The sequence below is a fragment of the Mesorhizobium sp. M2E.F.Ca.ET.219.01.1.1 genome (genome assembly GCF_004016445.2).
GTDB lineage: Bacteria > Pseudomonadota > Alphaproteobacteria > Rhizobiales > Rhizobiaceae > Mesorhizobium.
Genome location: NZ_SADT02000001.1, coordinates 1876826 through 1898876 on the forward strand (window position 1 = coordinate 1876826; position 22051 = coordinate 1898876).

Annotated in this window: 17 protein-coding genes; 11 read left to right on the plus strand and 6 right to left on the minus strand. The window is 64.5% G+C overall.

The window, feature by feature from the left end; genetic code table 11:
* Positions 1-2: 2 nt before the first annotated feature.
* Positions 3-737: a FadR/GntR family transcriptional regulator gene (locus tag EN862_RS08875; protein WP_127863724.1), complete on the minus strand. Its 735-nt coding sequence runs from the start codon at positions 735-737 to the stop codon at positions 3-5.
* Positions 734-2170, minus strand: coding sequence for an FAD-binding oxidoreductase (locus EN862_RS08880; protein ID WP_245519528.1), 1437 nt, complete (start codon positions 2168-2170; stop codon positions 734-736). The genes EN862_RS08875 and EN862_RS08880 overlap by 4 nt, the downstream gene beginning before the upstream one ends.
* Before the next feature lie 250 nt (positions 2171-2420).
* Here EN862_RS08880 and EN862_RS08885 point away from each other — a divergent pair, with 250 nt between their 5' ends.
* Positions 2421-3599 (plus strand): M24 family metallopeptidase, encoded by a 1179-nt coding sequence (locus EN862_RS08885; protein WP_127863725.1) that lies wholly within the window; start codon positions 2421-2423, stop codon positions 3597-3599.
* Positions 3586-4812, plus strand: coding sequence for a M20 family metallopeptidase (locus EN862_RS08890; protein ID WP_127863726.1), 1227 nt, complete (start codon positions 3586-3588; stop codon positions 4810-4812). The genes EN862_RS08885 and EN862_RS08890 overlap by 14 nt, the downstream gene beginning before the upstream one ends.
* A 33-nt stretch (positions 4813-4845) precedes the next feature.
* Here the strand turns inward: EN862_RS08890 and EN862_RS08895 are convergent, their stop codons facing one another.
* On the minus strand, positions 4846-6126 hold the full coding sequence (locus EN862_RS08895; protein ID WP_127863727.1) for a M23 family metallopeptidase: 1281 nt from the start codon (positions 6124-6126) through the stop codon (positions 4846-4848).
* A 140-nt stretch (positions 6127-6266) separates the two neighbouring features.
* Complete coding sequence (locus tag EN862_RS08900) at positions 6267-6734, minus strand: peroxiredoxin (protein ID WP_127863728.1); 468 nt, start codon at positions 6732-6734, stop codon at positions 6267-6269.
* 95 nt (positions 6735-6829) lie between these two features.
* Here EN862_RS08900 and EN862_RS08905 point away from each other — a divergent pair, with 95 nt between their 5' ends.
* Positions 6830-10237 carry a DUF3971 domain-containing protein gene (locus EN862_RS08905; protein WP_127863729.1) on the plus strand — a complete coding sequence of 1136 codons (3408 nt, stop codon included), beginning with the start codon at positions 6830-6832 and terminating at the stop codon, positions 10235-10237.
* A 60-nt stretch (positions 10238-10297) separates the two neighbouring features.
* Here the strand turns inward: EN862_RS08905 and tyrS are convergent, their stop codons facing one another.
* A complete protein-coding gene (gene tyrS, locus EN862_RS08910; RefSeq protein WP_127863730.1) occupies positions 10298-11551 on the minus strand; it encodes a tyrosine--tRNA ligase in 1254 nt (417 codons plus the stop codon).
* A 233-nt stretch (positions 11552-11784) separates the two neighbouring features.
* Here tyrS and EN862_RS08915 point away from each other — a divergent pair, with 233 nt between their 5' ends.
* Together EN862_RS08915 and EN862_RS08920 are read left to right on the plus strand one after the other, a co-directional pair.
* Positions 11785-13428 (plus strand): glycosyltransferase family 39 protein, encoded by a 1644-nt coding sequence (locus EN862_RS08915; RefSeq protein ID WP_127863731.1) that lies wholly within the window; start codon positions 11785-11787, stop codon positions 13426-13428.
* Between the two features lie 48 nt (positions 13429-13476).
* Complete coding sequence (locus tag EN862_RS08920; RefSeq protein WP_127863732.1) at positions 13477-14340, plus strand: phosphatase PAP2 family protein; 864 nt, start codon at positions 13477-13479, stop codon at positions 14338-14340.
* 27 nt (positions 14341-14367) lie between these two features.
* Here the strand turns inward: EN862_RS08920 and EN862_RS08925 are convergent, their stop codons facing one another.
* Entirely contained in the window at positions 14368-15042 is a 675-nt protein-coding gene (locus tag EN862_RS08925; RefSeq protein WP_095818525.1) for an alpha/beta hydrolase, read from the minus strand.
* 267 nt (positions 15043-15309) lie between these two features.
* Here EN862_RS08925 and EN862_RS08930 point away from each other — a divergent pair, with 267 nt between their 5' ends.
* From EN862_RS08930 to EN862_RS08955, 6 genes are all read left to right on the plus strand, one after another.
* Entirely contained in the window at positions 15310-16470 is a 1161-nt protein-coding gene (locus EN862_RS08930) for a cysteine desulfurase family protein (RefSeq protein ID WP_127863733.1), read from the plus strand.
* Between the two features lie 190 nt (positions 16471-16660).
* Entirely contained in the window at positions 16661-18181 is a 1521-nt protein-coding gene (gene sufB, locus EN862_RS08935; protein ID WP_127863734.1) for a Fe-S cluster assembly protein SufB, read from the plus strand.
* A 26-nt stretch (positions 18182-18207) separates the two neighbouring features.
* Positions 18208-18963 (plus strand): Fe-S cluster assembly ATPase SufC, encoded by a 756-nt coding sequence (gene sufC / locus EN862_RS08940; RefSeq protein WP_127863735.1) that lies wholly within the window; start codon positions 18208-18210, stop codon positions 18961-18963.
* Positions 18964-18988: 25 nt separating this feature from the next.
* Positions 18989-20260 (plus strand): Fe-S cluster assembly protein SufD, encoded by a 1272-nt coding sequence (sufD, locus tag EN862_RS08945; protein ID WP_127863736.1) that lies wholly within the window; start codon positions 18989-18991, stop codon positions 20258-20260.
* A gap of 103 nt (positions 20261-20363) precedes the next feature.
* Entirely contained in the window at positions 20364-21605 is a 1242-nt protein-coding gene (locus EN862_RS08950) for a cysteine desulfurase (protein ID WP_127863737.1), read from the plus strand.
* A gap of 5 nt (positions 21606-21610) precedes the next feature.
* Entirely contained in the window at positions 21611-22003 is a 393-nt protein-coding gene (locus EN862_RS08955; protein WP_040995632.1) for an SUF system Fe-S cluster assembly protein, read from the plus strand.
* The last annotated feature ends 48 nt before the right edge of the window (positions 22004-22051 follow it).

Below are 22051 nucleotides of genomic sequence, written 5' to 3' on the forward strand. Positions count from 1 at the left end.
GGCTATTTCGCTCCGCCGGCTTTCGAGAGCGGCAGCTTGACGCCGACGCGGTTGGCGGCGCCGACGATGTGCGCCCGCATTGCCGCTTCCGCCGCTTCCGCATCGCCCGCCACCAGCGCCTGATAGATGCGCACATGCTCGCCGACATTGATCTCGACGAGATCGTGCAGCGGATTGGTCATGCGCGCGTAGTGGATCGAGTGGCGAATCTGCTCACAGACGAACGAGATGAAGGTGTGGATGTAGCTGTTGCCGGTGGCGCGGGCGATCTCGCGGTGGAAGAGCAGGTCGGCGTCGATACTGCCTTCTTCCCAACGCTCCTCGCCGCCCATGCGGTCGAGCGCAGCCTTGATCGAATCGAGATGCCCCTGATTGCGGCGCGCCGCTGCGAGCGCCGCCGATTCGGCCTCGAGGATGCAGCGCAGCTCGAACAGCCGCTCCATGTTGTGCGTGTCCTTGAGCGCCTCGCGGTCGATGCGGATCGCTGCCCGCTGCTCTGGCGCCAGCACGAAGGCGCCGATGCCTTGGCGCGCCTCGATCATGCCGTCGGCGCGAAGCTGGGCGATCGCCTCGCGCACGACATTGCGGCTGACGCCGAATTTTTCGGACAGCTCCTGCTCGGTCGGCAGCCGCGCGCCGGGGTTCAGCTCGCCGGATTCGATCTCGCGGCTGAGGAAGGCTGCGACCCGGTGCGGCAATGTCTCGACAGTGCCGATGGCGGCCAGTCTCTGCTTCATGGAAAAGTCTCCGTCGCCGGCAACAGGCAGCCGGGATTCATCAGGCCCTTGGGATCGAGGGCGCTCTTCAGCGCCGTGACCATGCGGCGATGCGCCGGCGAGAGCCCGGCCCAGAATTCCTTGCGGCGGCTGCGGCCGATGCCGTGCTCCGCGCTGATCGAGCCGCCGAGACCGATCGCGATTTCATAGAGCCCGGCGATGACCTCGGCACCACGTGCGCGGGCCTCGTGCTCGGCAAGGTCGAGCGGCGGCAGCACGTTGAAGTGGATATTGCCGTCACCGGCATGCCCATAGGCGAGGGGGATCCAGCCGGGATGATCATTGGCGACGAAGCGGCGGGCCCGTTCGATCAGGCCGGGGATGTCGGAAATCCTCACCGACAGATCGGTGCGCACATGATAGCCACGCTTGGCCTGGCCTTCGACCAGACCTTCGCGGATCGCCCAGAAACTCCTGGCCTGCGCGGTGCTCGCGGCGAGAACCGCGTCGGTCACCAGGCCATTTTCCATGGCATCGCCGAGGAGGCCGGCCAGCAAGCTGTTGAGGTCGATAGCGGCGCTGGACGACAATTCGATCAGCACCTGGACGGGCGCGGCGACCGGCGCTCTCATTGCCGGGTCGATCAGCCTGGCAAGCTCGATGCATTCGGCGCCGATGATCTCGAAAGCGGAGATCAGGTCCGAGCAGTCGCGGCGCGCCTGGTTGAAGAGCGCAACGGCCGCCTCGAACGAGGCCAGGCCAAGATAGGCGGTCTCGGTCAGCACCGGCTTCGGAAACAGCTTGACCTCGACACCCGTGATGATGCCGAGCGTGCCTTCCGAGCCGATGAAAAGCTGCTTCAGGTCGTAGCCGCTGTTGTTCTTGCGCAGGCCAGAGAAGCCGTTCCACAGCTCGCCATCCGCCAGCACCACTTCGAGGCCCAGGATCAGATCGCGCGCCATGCCGTAACGCAGCACGTTGACGCCGCCGGCATTGGTCGCCGCATTGCCGCCGATCTGGCAGCTGCCTTGCGCGCCGAGCGCGAGCGGGAAGAGGCAATCCTGCGCCTCGCAGGCGTCCTTGATCGTCTGCAGCACACAGCCGGCATCGGCTTGCAGCGTGAAGTTGCCCGCATCGATCTGCCGGATGTCGTTTAGCCGCTCCAGGCTCAAGACAACCAAGCCGCCCCCCTTGCTGTCGATCGCGCCTGATACCAGCCCGGTGTTGCCGCCCTGCGGAATGACGCCGACCCCAAGCTCGTTGCACAAGCGCATCAGGACCTGGACTTCGCCGACCGAGCCGGGCCGCAGCACGGCAAGCGCTTCGCCGCGATAATCGCCGGCCCAATCGCCGAGATATTTCGCCATTCCAGCCGGCTCGGCGGCAATGCCGTTTCGGCCGACGGCGCCTTCCATGGCGCTGAGGATTTCTGGCGAGAGGCGGTGAACGGTCATGAATGTTCATGTCTGGATATCGGGTGATACATATCATCCTACAACTTACCTCGAGTCAATCGTGCTCTGTTCGGCAAACCGGTCACCGGCTCGTTCAAGGCAGTGGAGCTGACCATGTCGGGGGCAAGCAGAGCCTGTCCGGCTAGGCCCTGCCTATGCATCGTCCTGGCCGATTGTCGTCCGTCAAAACCACCGCAATGGTGGGCGACAGGGCTTTGTCCCGACCAGATCGATCCGGCAAGGAGAAGAGATGATTGAACTGCCCTTCGCCCGCGCCGAGTACCAGCAGCGGCTCGGAAAAATCCGCGCCGAGATGGCCAGGCGCGGTATCGAACTCCTGATCGTCAATGACGTCGCCAACCAGCATTACATCACCGGTTATGACGGCTGGTCATTCTACACGCCGCAGGTCGTGCTTGTTCCGATCGAGGATGCCGAGCCGGTCTGGATCGGCCGCGCCATGGATGCCGCCGGCGGCTTGCTGACGGCGTGGATGAAGCCGGAAAATGTCGTCGGCTTCCCGGAGGACCATGTCCAGCGCGCCGACCGTCATCCCATGGACTGGATCGCGGCCTGGATCGTCGCCAAAGGCTGGGGCAGCCGTCCCATCGGCATCGAGCTCGAAGCCTATTACTTCTCGCCGAAGGCCCATGCGCGTCTGGTCGCCGGCCTGCCCAATGCGAAATGGCACGACGCCGACCTGCTCGTGAACTGGATCCGTGCGGTCAAATCGGCGCCGGAAATCGCCTATCTGCGCAAGGCGTCGAGGCTGGCCGAGGCGGCGGTCGCGCGGGCCTACGAGGTGATTTCGCCGGATGTGCGGGAGTGCGACGCGATTGCTTCCATCCAGGCGGCGCAGATCGCCGGCAGTCCGGATTTCGCCGGCGACATCACGGCGCTGCCGCCAACGATCCTCGGCGGCGAAAACGCATCCGCCCCGCATATCATGTGGAGCGACAGGCGGTTCGGAAAGGACGAAACGATTGCGCTCGAGCTGGCCGGCGTCTGCCGCCGCTATGCCGCCGGGCTCGCCAGGACGATGCAGCTCGGCAAGACACCGATCCGCGTCGCGGACACGGCAAAGGCAGTGATCGAAGGCATGGACGCGATGCTCGACACCGTACGGCCAGGCACGACCGCCGAGGCGGTCGAAGCGGCCTGGCGCAAGGTCATAGAGCGCCACGGGCTGAAGAAGGAATCGCGCATCGGCTATTCCATCGGCGTTGCCTATCCGCCGGATTGGGGCGAGCATACGATCAGCCTGCGGCCCGGCGACAAGACGGTGCTCCAACCCGGCAATGTTCTTCATTCGATTCTGGGCATGTGGATGGATGGCTGGGGCATCGAGATCAGCGAGACCATTTTGGTGACCGAGACCGGCAACGAGACGCTGACGAAGTTCCCGCGGGACATCCATGTCAAAGCCTGACCAGCCGCCTTCAGCGAGCGATACCGCGCCCGGCATCGAGGCCGGAATTCTCGATCGGATGATCGAGATCCGCCGCCATCTGCACCGCCATCCGGAGCTTTCGAACCGGGAGGCGGGCACGCAGCGTTATTTGCGCGAGATGCTTGCAAAGGAAGGAATCACCGAGATTCGCGACGTCGCCGGCTACGGGCTTGCCGTCGACATCGTCGGCACCGGCCGGCCTTCGAACCGTAAGGTGGCTATCCGCGCCGATATCGACGCCCTGCCGATCGAGGAAGAGTCCGGCCTCGACTTTGCGTCGGAAAATCCGGGCGTGATGCATGCCTGCGGCCACGATGCCCATGCTGCGATGGGTTTTGCGGTGGCCGCGCATCTCAATCGCTCGCGCAACAGTTTCGGCGGAACCGTTCGCCTCATCTTCCAGCCGGCCGAGGAGGACGAGCCGTCAGGCGGCAAACGGGTGGTGGAGGAGGGGCTGCTCGACGACGTCGACGCCGCGATCTGCGTCCACGTCGATCCCTATACGCCGTCCGGCAAGGTCGCCGTCGGTTCCGGTCCCTACACCTTGGCGTGCGACACGTTCGATGTGCTGGTCACCGGCTCGGCGGCGCATGCGGCAAAACCCTACGAAGGTATCGACGCGCTGACTGTCGCCTGCTCCATGGTGGGCGAATTGCAGAAGATCGTCTCGCGCGAGACCGATCCCTATGATCCGCTGGTCATTTCGGTGACCGCCATCGATGGCGGCAATGCCTACAACGTCACCGCCGGCAAGGTCGCGTTCAAAGGCACTATCCGCAGCGGCAACGACGCCACTCGCGAGCGCGCTTGGCGCCGGCTTCGCGAAATGCTTGAAGGAATGGCGGCAAGCCACGGCGCAAGTGTAAAGATCGACATCCACCGGGGCGAACCGGGCGTCGTCAACGATGCCGGTATGGCGGCGCTCATCATGGCCGGCGCCAAGGCCAGCATCGGCGCGGACAATGTTCTCAACATGCCTGGATGGAGTATTGCCGACGACTTTGGCTATTACAGCGAGAAAATTCCGTCGGTGTATTTCCGGCTCGGCATCCGCAATGAAGCGGTGGGGTCGGTCTATCCGCTTCACCATTCCAGGTTCCGCGTCGACGAGGCCGCGTTGAAGAACGGCGTCCTTACCCTGGTGTCGGCGGCAACGATGTACCTGGCCGGGCAGGACAATCCCGGCGCTTAGCCGATTCGCTGGCGCCTTTGTCGGATCAGCCGGTCAAAGATATTGCGCGACTTTCTTGCCGACGGTGAGAAAGCGCAGCGGGTCGACCGCCTCGCCATCGTGGCGCACCTCGTAATGAAGGTGCGGACCGGTCGAGCGGCCGCTGCTGCCGGTCTTGCCGATGATGTCGCCGGCGGCGAGCTTCTGGCCGACAGCGACGTCGATCTCGCTCAGATGTCCGTAGCGTGTGGCGAAGCCGTTGCCATGGTCGACCTCGACCATGCGGCCGTAGCCTCCGGCCCAGCCCGCCCTGGTGACGATGCCGGCGGCCGTGACCTTGGCCGGCATGCCGATCGGCGCCCTGAAATCCATGCCCGTATGCAGGGCGGCGCTACCCAGGATCGGGTCGGTGCGCACGCCGAACGGGCTGGTCACCGGATGGCCAGGGGCGGGGTTGGCGAGCGGCAGCTTGCGCGCTTCCTTCTTGACCCCGTCAAGCGCGTCGAGCGCCTCGTCCAGTTCCTTGACCTTGCTGTCGAAGGCCATCGATGGATCGAGCGGCACCAGCGGGCCGCCGACATCGCTCTTGTTAAGTTCGCTGTCGACCGGCAGGCCCGCCGCTTCCAGTGCCTGGGTTATGGCATCGGCATTCTTGTAGGCGCTGTCGGCAAGCGTGGTGATGCGCGAGAGCTGCTGGCTCTCGATGGCCTTCAGCGATGCGTTGATCGAGACGAACAGCTTGTCGGCGCGGTCGGCGGCCGTTTCGCCATCGAGCGGATCGGACCGTGTCGACCAGAGCGAGAATGGCCTGGTGTCGCCGGCGCTCAAGGATGCGACGGAGTAGGTCGGCGCCTGGGATAGGCCGCCGGTGACCTCCGCGTGTTCATCGGGTTTGGCCGCTGCGGCGCCTGCCGCGGGCGCGTCGCCGACCTCGTTCTCGGCGCGCTCGAGGATCGGGCCGAGCCGCCCGTGGCGCTCGCTGAGCTGGGTCTGCCTGGCCAAGAGCTCGCTGACCTTGGTTTCCATCAGCTGCTGGTCGAGAAGCTGGCGGCTGGTGATGCGGTCGACCTGGGCGCGCAACGCCGAGATGCGGTCCTCATAGGCCTGCTGCATGCGCGCCTGCCTCGCCGTGGTGGCGCCGATCAAATCATCGCGCAGCACAAGGTAGGAGGTGGCGAGCAGATAACCGATGGCAATCGCCGCCAGCGCCGAACCGATGAAGGCGGCGAGCCAGGGCCGGATGGTGAAGTGCCTTATCTCGTTGCCCCGGGCGATGATGACCGTGTGCGGTTCCTTGCGCCTGCCGAAGACAGCTGACTGACCGGTTGGTTTCACGGGGACCAGGCTTTCGTTACGGGACCAACGACAAGCCTGATTACACATTATTAGGGTTAACAAAGTTTTGCCGGCCCGATCCGGGCGCCGCCTTTGCCCGTAACGCGGGTACCGGATTGCAGCGTGGCGGCGTCGGCGCCTCAGAGCGCGCGCACGGCCTCGAGCACCTCTTCGGCATGGCCCTTGACGCGAACCTTACGCCAGACGCAGGCAATGCGGCCGTCCTTGCCGATCAGGAAGGTGGCACGCTCAACACCCATATAATTGCGCCCATACATCGTCTTCTCGACCCACAGATGGTAGGCCTCGATCACCTTGCGCCCCTCGTCGGCGACGAGATCGACGGTGAGGTCGTGCTTCGCCTTGAATTTGTCGTGTTTCTTCACGCTATCGGGGGACAGCCCGATCACCACGGCGCCAGCCTTCTCGAATTCCGGCTTCAACTGCGAAAAGCCGATCGCCTCGTTGGTGCAGCTTGTGGTGTCGTCCTGCGGGTAGAAGTAGAGTACAACGGGCTTGCCCCGGAACGCGGCGAGGCTGAGGGAGCCGCCGCCGTCACGCGGAAGATCGAATTGGGGCGCTGCGTCGCCCACCGCGAGATCAGCCATATCGATGCCCTTGTTTGCGGTTACGCGCGGGAAAGCATCGTTATAACGTGAGGCGGGGATTCGTCCATGACGAGTTCGTCACAACGGAAGATTGCTTGGATCAGGAAGACCCGCAGCACGAGAAGATCAGGTTCAGGCGTGACGAGATCACCGACCTGGCGAAGCTCCCGTCCGCTTGCAGCGTGCCGCCGCTTGGCCGCGCGGTGGTGCGGCGGCGCTTCCGTGTCCTCGGCCGCGTGTTTGCCGGGCTTTGCGCGCTCGTGCTTCTGGTGGCGGCGGGCGTCTATGTGCTCGGAGCCTCGGGCATCGGCACGGAACGGCTCCGGGCCGAGGCGGAGATCGCCATCGAGAAGCTGGCAGGCGTCGATGTCAATGTCACCGTCGGCGCGGCGCGGCTGACGCTGGACGGATCGAGCTTCGTCGCCCTGCAGGTGAACGATGTCAGCCTCAAGACGGCCGACGGCAAGCCGATGGCCGATATTGGGCGCGTGCGTTTCGGCATGCGCCTCTTGCCGCTGCTTTCGGGCGATGTCCGGCTGACCAGCGCCAGATTTTCCAACGCCCACATCGTCGTGGCCGCCATGCCTTCCGGCGGCGGCGACTGGACGGCGGCGCTGCGCAACGCGGACGGCCTTGTCGACCCGGAGAAAGTGTCGGCGGCGGTGTTCGCCAGCGTCAATGAAGCGCTGGATGCCGTGCGCGAGGACTCGATGCGCCAGATCGATTTGCACAACGTCGAGTTTGAGCTGCCGGACACAGGACTGGTCAAGCGTGTGATCGTCGCCTCGGCGACCGTCGCGCAGACCGGTACGGGGCGCATGCAGTTCTCCTACGATGCCGATGTCGACGGCCGGCACGCGACTTTAACCGCCTCGGCGACCCGCGACGCGACGGCAAGGCGGATCGCCTCGCTGGACGCCAACATCGAGATAGAAGGCGCGGGTAATTCCGGCGAGGGCAGCTCGACCGAGGCTGCCGCCGCGGCCGACGGCGCCAGACTGGGTTCGATCGCGCTGAAGCTTTCGGGCTCGGAAGCGTCGAGCGACAGCCCGTCGCGCCTGGCGGCCTCGCTATCGCTCACCGGTTCCGTGCTCGATCTGGGCGAACGCGGCCTGCTGCCTGTCGATGTCGATACCGACGCCACTTTGGTGACCGGCTCGAACAAGATCTCAGTCGACCGGCTGCTGATCAAGAACGGCCGCTCCAGCTTCGACTTTGCCGGGTCGATCGGGCCGAAGCCGGCAGCCGCGGGAGAGGAGCCCGCATACCGCTACGACCTCACCAGCGACGGCTCGACACTGGCACCCTCGGAATCGCCTGAACCGGCGCTTCGTTTCCTCGCCCGCATCGCCGGCGTCTATCAGCCGAAGAGCCGCAAGCTCATCGCCGAGCAGATCGGTGTGCGTTCCGGCGGACCGGGCGAAGTGCTAGGCGCGGCCACGGTCGCCTTCATCGACAACGGCCCTCCGGGCATATCGCTGTCGCTCAACGTTCACGACATGCCGGTTTCGCACGTAAAGCAATTGTGGCCATGGTTTTCGGCCCGCAACGCGCGGCTTTGGGTGTTGGGCAACCTGTTCGGCGGCACGGTGACCGACGCCAACCTGCAGTTCCAGGTCGCGCCGGGGCGCCTGGGCAACGGCGTGCCGCTTACCGGCGACGAAGTGTTCGGTCGTTTCCAGATCGAAGGCTCGCGCTTCGATACCGCCGGGCGCATTCCGCCGGTCCGCGATGCCGTCGGCGTCGTCGCGTTCCACGGCAACGATGTCGACATCAGCCTCTCATCGGGCAGCGTCTATATGCCGAGCGGCCGCACAGTGGCGGCAAGCGGCGGCACGCTGACGATCAAGAACGCGAACCGACCGATCGTGGTCGGCGGGCTCGACATCGACGTCGCGGGTGAGGCGCCCGCGATCGCCGAGCTTGCCTCCTATGAGCCGATCAATGCCATGCGCCATGTCGGGCTGGCGCCCGAGGACCTGTCCGGCACCGTCACCGGGCATGTCAGGGCGGACATTCCGCTGACGAAGGGCATGGACACCTCGAAACTGGATTGGCTGGTTTCGCTCGACTATCAGGACCTGTCGTTAGCCAAGCCATTCGAAGACCAGACCGTGACCGAGGCTGACGGCTCGATAACAGTGGGGCCAAAGCAGGCGGTGATTTCGGCCGAGGCCAAGCTAAACGGCATTCCGGCCGAGCTCGATCTGGTCGAACCGCTCGCCGACGACGGGCCTGCGCGAAGCCGCAAGGTCACGCTGATCCTCGACGACAAGACGCGTGACGCCAGCATGCCTGGACTGTCGGACCTGCTGTCGGGAACCATCAAGGTGGCGATCGACAAGAGCGGCGAGGGCGCCCAGCAGGTCTCGGCGGACCTGACCAATGCCAGGCTCGACATTCCCTGGGCGGGCTGGAGCAAGGGTGCCGGCATTCCGGCCAAGGTCGCTTTCGACATGGCCAAGTCCGGCAGCACCACCACGCTGTCGGATTTCGCTCTCGACGGAAAAAGCTTTTCGATCGACGGCAATGTGACGCTGGTCAACGGCGCGTTGTCCGCGGCCCGCTTCAGCAAGGTTGCGTTGAACCGAGGCGACGATGTTGCCGTTTCGGTCAAGCGCGCCGGCAAGAGCTACGCTGTCGACGTCAGCGGCGCGTCGCTCGACGCCCGCTCGCTGATCAAGCAGTTCACCTCCGATGTCGACACCGCCACCAAGGGCGCCGGCAGCGACGGGATCTCGGTGAGCGCCGATGTGGCATCGCTGACCGGTTTCCACGACGAGGTGCTTTCCGATCTGAAGCTCGAATACAGCGCGGCCGGATCGCGCGTGAACGGGCTCAACGTCACCGCCGCGGCAAGCTCGGGCGCCCCGATCACGATCAACAACACCACCAACGAAGGCGGCCGGGTGCTCAGGGTGAAGTCGGCCGATGCCGGCGCGATCCTGCGCTTCCTCAACGTCTATGAGCATATGGAAGGCGGCGCGATCACACTGTCGCTTTCCGGCGCCGCCGACGGGCCGATGAGGGGACAGGTGGATGCCAGCAATTTCTACGTCGTCAACGAGCCCAAGCTGGCCTCGATCGTGTCGACCACGCCGGCCGGAGATACACGCAGCTTGAACGAGGCCGTCAAAGGCAACATCGATACGTCCAGGGTGCAGTTCGAGCGCGGCTTCGCCGAGATCGACAAGGGTTCCGGCTACCTGAGGCTGGCGAACGGCCTGCTGCGTGGCCCGCGCATCGGCACGACCTTCCAGGGAACGCTCTACGATCAGAACAACAACATGGACATGACCGGGACCTTCATGCCGGTCTATGGGCTGAACCGCATCTTCGGCGAATTGCCGCTGTTCGGGCCGCTGCTGGGCAACGGTCGCGACCGTGGCCTGATCGGCGTCACCTACCGGCTCAAGGGCAACGCCAACAAGCCGATGCTCAACATCAATCCATTGTCGGTCGTGGCGCCCGGGATATTCCGCTCGATCTTCGAGTACCGGTAAACTTGATCCCGAAAAGCGGTCTCCGGTTTTCGGGAAGGATGAGATCGAGTAGGCGGCCAATCAGACCGGCCGCACCAGCACGTGCTTCTTCTTGCCGAGCGAGAGCTTCACGACGCCTTCCGGGCCAAGGTCCTGGGACGTGACGATGCGCCGGTCGTCGGTCAGCGGCTGGTCGTTGACGCGCACGGCGCCGCCCTGGATATGGCGGCGCGCTTCGCCATTCGAGCCGGCCAGCCCGGCTGTGACGAACAGCGCCAGGATGCCGATCCCGGCTTCGAGGTCCGATTTGGCGACTTCGACGCTGGGCAGCGTGTCGGCAAGCGCGCCTTCCTCGAAGGTCTTGCGCGCCGTTTCGCTTGCCGTCTCAGCCGCCTCACGGCCGTGCAGCATGGCGGTGATCTCGGTCGCGAGGATCTTCTTCGCCTCATTGATCTCCGAGCCACCGAGCTTTTCGAGCCGCGCCACCTCGTCCAGCGGCAGCGTGGTGTAGAGCTTCAAGAAGCGGCCGACATCAGCATCCTCGGTGTTACGCCAGTACTGCCAGAACTCGTAGGGCGAGAGCATGTCGCCATCGAGCCAGACGGCGCCCGAGGCGGATTTGCCCATCTTGGCGCCGGACGAGGTGGTGAGCAGCGGCGTGGTCATGGCGAAGAGCTGCACACCCTCCATGCGGTGGCCGAGGTCGATGCCGTTGACGATGTTGCCCCACTGGTCTGAGCCGCCCATCTGCAGCCGGCAGCCGACGCGCTTGTAGAGCTCGACGAAGTCGTAGGCCTGCAGGATCATGTAGTTGAACTCGAGGAAAGACAGCGACTGCTCGCGGTCGAGCCTCAGCTTCACGGAATCGAAGGCGAGCATGCGGTTGACCGAGAAGTGCCGGCCGACGTCGCGCAGGAAATTGACGTAGTTGATCTCCATCAGCCAGTCGGCGTTGTTGACCATGACCGCGTCGCCGGTACCGCTGCCGAACTTCAGGTAAGGCGCGAAATTGCGGCGGATGCCGACGAGATTGTCCTCGATGTCCTGCGGGGTGAGCAGCTTGCGGGCCTCGTCCTTGAAGGACGGGTCGCCGATCATCGAGGTGCCGCCGCCCATCAGCGCGATCGGCCGGTGGCCCGTCTGCTGCAGCCAATGCAGCATCATGATCTGGATCAGCGATCCGGCATGCAGACTCCGGGCGGTAGCGTCGAAGCCGATATAGGCGCTTACCGTTTCCTCGGCGAAAAGCTGGTCGAGGGCGGATTCGTCCGAAATCTGGTGGATGAAACCGCGCTCGCTCATAATGCGCAGGAAATCGGATTTGAAGGCGTACATTTTCTCTTCCTGGAGATCGCTTGGCGCCAAGGCCAAGCTGGATATGAAGGCGCGCGTTTAGCATCCAAGCGCCGTTAGCAAAAGTGATTTCCGGTTTTGCGACCGATCGGACGCGGCGCCCAGGCGTCCTTGCTTCGCCCTTTTTGCTGTCGTAATGAGGCGCCGCGCACAGATAGGCGCCCATGCGCCGCGACGGGGCCATCCCGCAGTTTCAGATCGGACGAGCTCCCGCGATGAACAGGAACTACATTCTCCTCTTTCTGTTCAGCATTGTCATGACCGTCAGCGGGCTGGCCAGCCTGCCGCCGGTGGACCGCGACGAATCCCGCTTCGTCCAGGCGACCAAGCAGATGGTCGAGACCGGAGACTATGTCGATATCCGCCTGCAGGACGTCACGCGCTACAAGAAGCCGATCGGCATCTACTGGCTGCAGTCCGCGGCGGTCGCGCTGAGCGGCGAGGGGGCGGCGGCGCCGATCTGGGTCTATCGCCTGGTCTCGATGCTGGGCATCGCGATCGCGGTCGTCGGCATCGGCTGGACCGGGACAAAACTCTTCGGCGCCAATGCCGGGCTGGCGGCCGGTCTGATGATGGCGGCGATCTTCGCCACCGCCTTCGAGGGACGCGACGCCAAGACCGACGCGATGCTTCTCGCCTGCTGCGTGATCGCGCAAGGCGCGCTGGCGCAGGTCTATATGGCAGCCAAGCGCAACGAGCCGGTTCCCGGACATCTGCCGTGGATCTTCTGGATCGCGCAAGCGCTGGGCATCCTGATCAAGGGTCCAGTTTCGCCGCTCTTGTCGCTGCTGACGGCCGCGGCGCTCTTTGCCTTCGACCGCGACTTGCGCTGGCTGCTGAAGATGAAGCTGGCGCGCGGCGTGGCGATCGTGCTTGTCATCGTCCTGCCTTGGCTCATCCTCATCACCTGGAAGAGCGGCGGCGCCTTCTTCCAGGAAGCGGTCGGCAAGGACATGCTGAACAAGGTGGCGCAGGGCGAGGAGTCGCACGGCCTGCCGCCCGGCTTCTACATGCTGACCTATTCGCTGTTCATGTGGCCCTTCGGGCTGATCGCGGTCGGCGCCGGGCTGCAGGCGATCAACCGGTTCTGGGACGATCCGCGCCTGCGCTTCTGCCTGGCCTGGTACATCCCGTTCTGGCTGGTCTTCGAGGCGATACCGACCAAGCTGCCGCATTACGTCATGCCGGCCTATCCGGGCATGGCACTTTTGATCGGCTGGCTGCTCACCTTGCCGGCAGACCAGGCCAATGCGCCGCTGAGGCGCTGGCAGACATGGCTGTGGTGGGCGACCGCCTTCGGCCTTGCCGTCGTGGCGATCGGCCTTGCCGTGGTCTGCGTCGGCGCGCCGCTTTATGTGGCGAAGACCTTCTCCTGGTGGAGCGTACCGGCGGCGATCGCCGCCCTGGTCACCGGCTATCTCGCTTTCCCAAGGCAGTTGCAGGTGTCGCTTCCGCGCATCGCCGCGATCGCGGTTGGCGCGGGCATCACCTTCAGCCTGCTGTTCGGCGTGATCGCGCCGTCGCTGAAGCCGATCTGGCTGAGTCCTGCGGTCAAGGCGGCGGTCGACGCCAACCGGCTTTGCGACACAACCGTGCTTGCCTCGGCAAAGTTCCAGGAGCCGAGCTTGATCTTCCTGGTCGGCACCAAGACCGTGCTCACCGATGTCGAGGGCGTGGCGCGGCATCTGCTCGACGATCCGGGCTGCGCGCTTGGGCTGGCGCCGATCAAGGACGAGCAGAAGCTTGCCGATGTGCTGACCGCCCAGGGCAAGTCGGCCAAGCGCCTGACCGAGATCGACGGCATCAACTATTCGTCAGGAGACAAGCTGTCGCTCGGGCTTTACCGGGTGGCGCCGTGATGAATAGCCTCGGGCGTCGAATGCTCCTATAGACTTTGCGCCAAAGCCATGTCCGTAGCGCCCCTTGCCCTCTACCGCCGCTCGCTCGGCAATTTCCGCGATACGATGTCGATCGTGAGGCGGCGCTTTGCCTTGAGGCCGGCGCGCTATCCGCGAATTCCATGGAGCGTCTGGCTCATAGCCTGGGTGCTGCTCACCGTGGCGGTCTTCCTGCGCCTCGACGCCGGCGCGGGCGAGATGCGCGGCGAATGGTCCCCCGGCTTCGGGCGCTTCACCGATTTCTTCACGCAGTTCGGCCTTGGCGGCTGGTACCTCATTCCGGCTGCGCTCTGCCTCATCGCCGCCAACCTGACGGATTGGCGCGGCCTTTCCCGGCAAGGCCGGATGCTGGTCTACAACTGGACCTGCTTCGCCTTCCTGGTGCTGTGCGCAGCCGGCCTGTCCGGTCTCGCGGTCAACCTGCTGAAATACGGCATCGGCCGGGCCCGGCCGTTCTATTTCAACAGTTTCGGCGTCCTGTCGCTGCATCCCTTCGCCATGGATGCGCGCTTCGCCGGCTTTCCGTCCGGCCATGCCACGACGATGGGCGCGGTGTTCGGCATCCTGCTGCTTTTGTTCCCGCGGCGCTGGTATATCGCGCTGGCGGTCACCGCCTGCATCGCCTCGACCCGCGTCTTCGTCGGCGCGCATTATCCGAGTGACACGGTCGCGGGCTTCGGCCTCGGGCTGGCTTTTGCGGTGCTCTCGGGGCTGGTGTTCGCCCGGCTGGGTTTCATCTTCCGCCAGACAAGCGCGAAGCTGCCGGTGCGCAAACGGACATTCAGGCTGGCACCGTCCCGCGCGCCGAGAATGTCGAGGGTCGGCCCGGTCGAGAGCGGTGAGATCCGTGCCGACCGAGCCCAGACTCCTTAAGGCGCCCGGGCCGGCACTCTCCGGTGCTTAGCGCAGGCGCTTCGGCCTCGGATCAGCGAGCTCGCCGGCCAGGCGCCGGTCGAGATAGTCGGCGCATTCATGGATCAGCAACTCGGCGTCATTGGCGAAGAAATGGTTGGCGCCGGGCAGCGTCTTCTGGGTGATGGTGATGCCCTTTTGCGTGTGCAGCTTGTCGACCAGGCCCTGCACGTCCTTGGGCGGCGCCACCTTGTCGGCATCGCCATGGATGATCAGGCCGGATGAAGGGCAGGGCGCCAGGAACGAGAAATCATAGGTGTTGGGCTGCGGCGCGACCGAGATGAAGCCCTCGATCTCGGGCCGGCGCATCAGAAGCTGCATGCCGATCCAGGAGCCGAAGGAATAGCCGGCGACCCAGCAGCTTTTCGAATCCGGATGCAGCGACTGCACCCAGTCAAGCGCGGCGGCCGCGTCCGACAACTCGCCGGTGCCGTGGTCGAACTCGCCCTGGCTGCGGCCGATGCCGCGGAAATTGAAGCGCAGCACGGTGAAATCGCGCTTCTGGAACATGTAGAAGAGGTCGTAGACGATCTTGTTGTTCATCGTGCCGCCGAATTGCGGGTGCGGGTGCAGCACGATGGCGATCGGGGCGCTCTTTTCCTTCGAGGGCTGATAGCGTCCCTCCAGGCGACCAGCCGGACCGGCGAAAATGACCTCAGGCATAAAATACTCCACGTGGCATATGAATGCGCTAGCCCGGAACTCTTTCGGCCCTAACTCTGCTGCGGCCCCAAACCTTCTGTGGCCTTGACGCCGGGCGAGCGTCTTCCTAGAAGCTAGTTTAGAATGGTTCAAAACTGGGAGGCCGAAACCCGATGGTCCGGCCGCCCGCGCCGCAAGCCGGGTAAATAGGACGGCTTGCCTTGCAATTTCAAGGAAATAACGCGCTATCCTCGCGGGATAGTCGGCGGAAGGACGAACTGAGCGAAAATGGCCGCAACCCGCGCCTATCTCGACTACAATGCCAGCGCGCCGCTCATTGCGGAAGCGCGGGCGGCGATGGTCGCCGCGCTCGATGCCGCCAACCCGTCATCGGTCCACACCGAGGGCCGCGCCTCGCGCCGGCTGGTCGAGGACGCGCGCCGCGACGTGGCGCGGCTGGTCAACGCCAGGCCCGAACATGTCATCTTCACCTCCGGAGCCACCGAAGCCGCCTCGACGCTGCTTACGCCCGACTGGCGGATGGGGCGCGGCGCTATCCGCATGAGCCACCTCTATGTCTCGGCGGCCGACCATCCCTGCATCCTGAACGGCGGCCGCTTCACGCCGGCGCAGGTGACGAGGGTCGGCGTCGACCGGAACGGCATCGCCGATCTCGAGGTGCTTGCCGGCGCGCTCGCCAAGCATGACAAGTCCGCCGGCCTGCCGCTGGTGGCGATCCATGCCGCCAACAACGAGACAGGCATCGTCCAGCCGGTCGGGCGCATCGCCGAAATCGTCAAGGCCGCCGGCGGGGTGCTGGTCGTCGATGCCGTGCAGGCCGCCGGGCGGATTCCGCTCGATATGTCAGCTCCTTATGCCGATTATCTGATCCTGTCCTCGCACAAGATCGGCGGCCCCAAGGGCGTCGGCGCGATCGTCGCCGCGTCCGACCTGATGATGCCGCGGCCGCTGGTCAATGGCGGCGGCCAGGAGAAGGGCCACCGCGCCGGTACCGAGAACGTCGCCGGGATCGCCGGTTTCGGCGCCGCCGCGCGGGTAGCACTTGCGGGCTTGGACGACATGCACGCCATCGCGCGCCGACGTGACGAGGTCGAAGCCATCGTGACCGAACTGGCGCCTGACGCGGAAATCTTCGGAAATGGCGCTCAGAGGCTTGCCAACACGACATTCTTCGCTATTCCCGGCGTCAAGGCCGAAACGGCGCAGATCGCATTCGACCTTGCCGGCGTCGCGCTGTCGGCGGGCTCGGCCTGTTCGTCGGGAAAGGTCGGGCCAAGCCATGTGCTGAAGGCCATGGGCCATGGCGACAGCCTGGGCGCCTTGCGCGTCTCGATCGGCCGCGCGACCGGCGCCGAGGAGATAGAGGCCTTCCGGGCGGCGCTGGCGGGCATCGTCGCGCGCCGGGCGGGCAAGGAAGAAGCCGCCTGACGGCGGCGAAAATGAATTCAGGCCCTGCGGCCTGGTAGAGTGGTGCGTTTTGTCCTGGCCGGGTGAATTTCCGGCGGACACGCACTATATGGAGCTTACTCCGCTGCGCACCCCTGCCGGGATGCGATTACAGCGGTGCCATAGTTTGAAAACTGCCGGGCCTTGACCCCGGCGTGTATGGAGAACGCTTATGCCTGCTGTGCAGGAGACGATCGATCGAGTCCGAAAGATCGACGTCGACCAGTATAAATACGGATTCCAGACAGAGATCGAGATGGACAAGGCCCCCAAGGGCCTGAGCGAAGACATCATTCGCTTCATCTCGGCCAAGAAGGATGAGCCGGACTGGATGCTGGAATGGCGTCTGGGGGCCTATCGCCGCTGGCTGACGTTGGAAGAGCCGACCTGGGCGCGCGTCCACTATCCGAAGATCGACTTCCAGGACATCTATTACTACGCCGCGCCGAAGAGCGCGCCGGGGCCGAAGTCGCTGAGCGAGGTCGACCCTGAACTGCTCAAGGTCTATGAGAAGCTTGGCATTCCGCTCAAGGAGCAGGAAATCCTGGCCGGCGTGCAGAAGCCTGCGGTGACGGACGAGGAAGCGGAGATAGGCGACAACGTCTACAAGTCCGGCCGCGTCGCGGTCGACGCCGTGTTCGATTCTGTTTCGGTGGTCACCACCTTCAAGGAAGAGCTCGCCAAGGCGGGCGTCATCTTCTGCTCGATCTCGGAAGCGATCCGCGAGCATCCGGAACTGGTGAAGAAGTATCTCGGCTCGGTCGTGCCGACCTCGGACAATTTCTACGCGACGCTGAACTCGGCCGTGTTCACCGACGGCTCGTTCGTCTTCGTGCCGAAGGGCGTGCGCTGCCCGATGGAGCTGTCGACCTATTTCCGCATCAACGAGAAGAACACCGGCCAGTTCGAGCGCACGCTGATCATCGCCGAGGAGGGGGCTTACGTCTCCTATCTCGAAGGCTGCACGGCGCCGCAGCGCGACGAGAACCAACTGCATGCGGCGGTGGTCGAGCTGGTCGCGCTCGACGACGCCGAGATCAAATATTCGACGGTGCAGAACTGGTACCCCGGCGACGCCGAGGGCAAGGGCGGCATCTACAATTTCGTCACCAAACGCGGCGACTGCCGCGGCGACCGCTCGAAGATCTCGTGGACGCAGGTCGAGACCGGCTCGGCTATCACCTGGAAATATCCGAGTTGCATCCTGCGCGGTGACGATTCCAGCGGCGAGTTCTATTCGATCGCGGTGTCGAACGGCTACCAGCAGGTCGACAGCGGCACCAAGATGATCCATCTCGGCAAGAACACGTCGAGCCGCATCATCTCCAAGGGCATTGCCGCCGGTTTCTCGCAGAACACCTATCGCGGCCAGGTCTCGGCGCACCGCAAGGCGACCAACGCGCGCAACTTCACCAATTGCGATTCGCTGCTGATCGGCGACCAGTGTGGCGCGCACACCGTGCCTTACATGGAAGCCAAGAACGCAACGGCGAAGTTCGAGCACGAGGCGACGACGTCGAAGATCTCCGAGGACCAGAAGTTCTACGTCATGCAGCGCGGCATCCCAGAAGAGGAAGCGATCGCGCTGATCGTCAACGGCTTCGTCAAGGATGTCATCCAGCAGCTGCCGATGGAGTTCGCCGTCGAGGCGCAGAAGCTGATCGGGATCAGCCTCGAGGGTTCGGTCGGCTGACCGCAAAAGTTATTCAGGAAGAAACTATGCTTGAGATAAAGAATTTGCATGCCCGCATCGTTGATGACGGCACCGAGATCATCCGCGGGCTGAACCTGACGGTGAAAGCCGGCGAGGTCGTCGCCATCATGGGGCCGAACGGTTCGGGCAAGTCGACGCTGTCCTACATCCTCGCCGGCCGCGAGGACTATGAGGTGACCGAGGGCGACATCCTCTATAACGGCCAGTCGATCCTCGAAATGGATCCAGCCGAGCGCGCCACCGCCGGCATCTTCCTCGCCTTCCAGTATCCGATGGAGATACCGGGCGTGGCGACGATGGAATTCCTGAAAGTGGCGATGAACGAGCAGCGCAAGGCGCGCGGCGAGGAGCCGCTCAAGGTGCCGGAATTCCTCAAGCGCGTGAAGGAAGCGGCGGCCTCGCTCAACATGGACATGAACATGTTGAAACGGCCGCTCAATGTCGGCTTCTCGGGCGGCGAGAAGAAGCGGGCCGAGATCCTGCAGATGAAGCTTTTGGAACCGAAGCTCTGCGTGCTCGACGAGACCGATTCCGGCCTCGACATCGATGCGCTGAAGATCGTGTCCGACGGCGTCAACGCGCTGCGTTCGCCGGAACGCGCCATCGTCGTCATCACCCACTATCAGCGCCTGCTCGAGCACATCGTGCCGGACTCGGTGCACGTGCTTTACAAGGGCCAGGTCATCAAGTCGGGCGACAAGTCGCTGGCGCTCGATCTCGAGGCCAACGGCTATGCCGGCGTGATCGGCGAAGCCGCGTGAGATGGGAGCAGTCGAGGCGAAAGTCATGAACATGCATGCACAGCCCCAGCGGACCTTGGCCGAGACGGGGCTGATCGACGCCTTCGGCGAGCGGCTCTCGCTGCTGCCCGGCGACGGCGCGGTGATGGTGAAGCGCGACGATGCGATCGAGGCGATCAAGCACGGCCTGCCGACGCGCCGCGTCGAATCCTGGCACTATACGGATCTGCGCCGGCTGCTGACCTCGGTGCCGGCTTTCGAGGCCGGCGCCGTTGCCAAGGCGCTTGCGCCGGTTCTTGAAGGGTCGGCCGTGCTGCCTGTGCTGAACGGAGTCTCACAAGCGAAGCTGCCTGAGGTCGAAGGCGTCACGGTGCAGCGCCTGTCGGAGAAGCTGACCGACGGCAGCGCCGCGCCCGGGCTCGACCCCTATGGCGACGACGATGCGATCGGCGCGCTCAACACGGCCTTCGTCGCCGACGGCTATTTCGTCGATATTGCCGACGGCACCCAGCTGGAAAGGCCGATCGAATTGCAGAACCTGCAGGCCGGCGGCCAGTCGCATGTGCGGCTCTTGGCGCGTATCGGCGCCGGCGCTAAGGCGATCATCGTCGAGCGCCAGACGGGCGTGGGCGACGAGGCGCTCGTCTCTTCGGTCATCCAGCTCGTGGTTGGTGACGGCGCCGAGGTGACCTGGCTGATCGTGCAGGAGCAGCCGGACACGGCCACGCATCTCGCCCAGTTCAAGGCGCATATCGGCAAGGACGCCAAGCTGACGCTGTTCGTGATGAATGCCGGCGGCAAGTTGGTTCGCCAGGAGGTCGTCGTCAGGACGACAGGCGAGGGCGCTGACTTCAAATTGCGCGGCATCAACCTTCTCGCCGGCGACACCCATACCGACACCACCATGGTGCTCGACCACGCCGTGCCGCATACGACGTCGACGGAAGTGATCCGCAACGTGGTGACCGGTAAGGCGCGCGGCGTCTTCCAGGGCCGCATCAACGTGCATCAATACGCGCAGAAGACCAACGCCAAGATGGCCTGCAACACGCTGCTCCTGTCGGATGACGGCGAGTTCTCGACCAAGCCGGAGCTGGAAATCTTCGCCGACGACGTGGTCTGCGGCCATGGCGCGACGGTCACCGAGATCGACCACGACCATCTGTTCTACCTGATGGCGCGCGGCATCGACGAGAAGAGCGCGCGGGGCCTTCTGGTGAAGGCTTTCGTCGCCGAAGTGATCGAGGAACTGGACGACGAAGCGCTGGTCGAAGCGCTCGAAGAGCGGCTCGACGGCTGGTTTTCGACGCACGGCTAGCGCTTAACCTTCTCCCCTTGCGGGAGAAGGTGGATTGGCGCGGAGCGCCAAGACGGATGAGGGGTGCTGGACGGAGTGAGGCGTTGCCTCGGAAGAGCTTGTGATGGACCAGAAGATCGAAACCACCCCCTATGACGTCGAGGCGATCCGCCGCGACTTCCCGATCCTGTCGCGCCAGGTCTACGGCAAGCCGCTGGTCTATCTCGACAATGGCGCCTCGGCGCAGAAACCGCAGGTGGTGCTCGACACGATCCGGCACGCCTATTCCCAGGAATACGCCAACGTCCATCGCGGCCTGCATTTCCTGTCGAACGCCGCGACCGACGCCTATGAGAATGCGCGCAAGTCGGCGCAGCGGTTTTTGAATGCGCCGAGCACCGACAACATCGTCTTCACCTCCAACACCACCTCGGCGATCAACACGGTCGCCTATGGCTGGGGCATGCCGCGGATCGGCGAGGGCGACGAGATCGTGCTGTCGATCATGGAGCACCACTCCAACATCGTGCCGTGGCATTTCATCCGCGAGCGGCAGGGCGCCAAGCTCGTCTGGGTGCCTGTCGACGATCTCGGCGCTTTCCACATCGAGGAATTCGAAAAGCGGCTGACCGACCGCACCAAGCTGGTCGCGATGACCCAGATGTCCAATGCGCTGGGCACGGTGACGCCGATCAAGGAAATCGTGCGCATCGCGCATGCGCGCGGAATTCCCGTCCTCGTTGACGGCAGTCAGAGCGCCGTGCACATGCCGATCGACGTGCAGGACCTCGACTGCGATTTCTTCGTCTTCACCGGACACAAAGTCTACGGCCCGTCGGGCATCGGCGTGCTCTACGGCAAGAAGGACAGGCTGGAAGAGATGCGGCCCTTCATGGGCGGCGGCGAGATGATCGAGGAGGTGACGGAAGACATCGTTACCTACAACGATCCGCCGCACCGCTTCGAGGCCGGCACGCCGCCGATCGTGCAGGCGATCGGGCTCGGCGCCGCGCTCGACTATATGGAAAAGGTCGGTCGCGAGCGCATCGCGGCGCATGAAGCCGACCTCAAGACCTACGCGCATGAGCGGCTCAGAGCCATCAACTCGCTGCGCATCTTCGGCGACGCGCCCGGCAAGGGCGCCATCATCTCGTTCGAATTGCAAGGTATCCATGCGCATGACGTGTCGATGGTGATCGACCGGCAGGGCGTCGCTGTCCGTGCCGGCACCCATTGCGCCCAGCCGCTGTTGAAACGCTTCGGCGTCACCTCCACATGCAGGGCGTCGTTCGGCATGTATAATACCAGGGCCGAAGTCGACGCTTTGGCCGAGGCGCTGGAAAAGGCGCGAAAGTTCTTCGGGTGATGATGATGGACGACGTGAGCGCGACCGCAGAGACTGTTCCGGAAACGGCCGGCAACGGCATCGTCTCGGCCTCGGCGATCCCCGCCGACGAGCTGGCGCGGCTGACCGACGACATCGTCTCGGCGCTGAAGACGGTCTACGACCCGGAAATCCCGGCCGACATCTATGAGCTCGGCCTTGTCTACAAGATCGACATCGAGGACGACCGGTCGGTCAAGATCGACATGACGCTGACCGCGCCGGGCTGCCCGGTGGCGGGCGAAATGCCTGGATGGGTGGAGAACGCCGTCGGCGCCGTCGAAGGCGTGTCCGGTGTCGAGGTCTCAATGGTGTTCGACCCGCCGTGGACGCCCGACCGCATGTCGGAAGAGGCGCAGGTTGCGGTCGGGTGGTACTAGGCAAGCACAGGCTGGCGCACTTGCGCCGGTGGTAAAACTTCACCATTT

Bases quoted from the DNA above. Each gene is read 5' to 3' on its own strand.
- EN862_RS08950 (WP_127863737.1), top strand. From the start codon at position 20,364: ATGGACCAGAAGATCGAAACCACCCCCTATGACGTCGAGGCGATCCGC.
- EN862_RS08890 (WP_127863726.1), top strand. From the start codon at position 3,586: ATGTCAAAGCCTGACCAGCCGCCTTCAGCGAGCGATACCGCGCCCGGC.
- EN862_RS08915 (WP_127863731.1), top strand. From the start codon at position 11,785: ATGAACAGGAACTACATTCTCCTCTTTCTGTTCAGCATTGTCATGACC.
- EN862_RS08930 (WP_127863733.1), top strand. From the start codon at position 15,310: ATGGCCGCAACCCGCGCCTATCTCGACTACAATGCCAGCGCGCCGCTC.
- sufD (WP_127863736.1), top strand. From the start codon at position 18,989: ATGAACATGCATGCACAGCCCCAGCGGACCTTGGCCGAGACGGGGCTG.
- EN862_RS08875 (WP_127863724.1), bottom strand. From the start codon at position 737: ATGAAGCAGAGACTGGCCGCCATCGGCACTGTCGAGACATTGCCGCAC.
- EN862_RS08885 (WP_127863725.1), top strand. From the start codon at position 2,421: ATGATTGAACTGCCCTTCGCCCGCGCCGAGTACCAGCAGCGGCTCGGA.
- sufB (WP_127863734.1), top strand. From the start codon at position 16,661: ATGCCTGCTGTGCAGGAGACGATCGATCGAGTCCGAAAGATCGACGTC.
- EN862_RS08955 (WP_040995632.1), top strand. From the start codon at position 21,611: ATGGACGACGTGAGCGCGACCGCAGAGACTGTTCCGGAAACGGCCGGC.
- sufC (WP_127863735.1), top strand. From the start codon at position 18,208: ATGCTTGAGATAAAGAATTTGCATGCCCGCATCGTTGATGACGGCACC.
- EN862_RS08900 (WP_127863728.1), bottom strand. From the start codon at position 6,734: ATGGCTGATCTCGCGGTGGGCGACGCAGCGCCCCAATTCGATCTTCCG.
- EN862_RS08920 (WP_127863732.1), top strand. From the start codon at position 13,477: ATGTCCGTAGCGCCCCTTGCCCTCTACCGCCGCTCGCTCGGCAATTTC.
- EN862_RS08880 (WP_245519528.1), bottom strand. From the start codon at position 2,170: ATGACCGTTCACCGCCTCTCGCCAGAAATCCTCAGCGCCATGGAAGGC.
- EN862_RS08925 (WP_095818525.1), bottom strand. From the start codon at position 15,042: ATGCCTGAGGTCATTTTCGCCGGTCCGGCTGGTCGCCTGGAGGGACGC.
- tyrS (WP_127863730.1), bottom strand. From the start codon at position 11,551: ATGTACGCCTTCAAATCCGATTTCCTGCGCATTATGAGCGAGCGCGGT.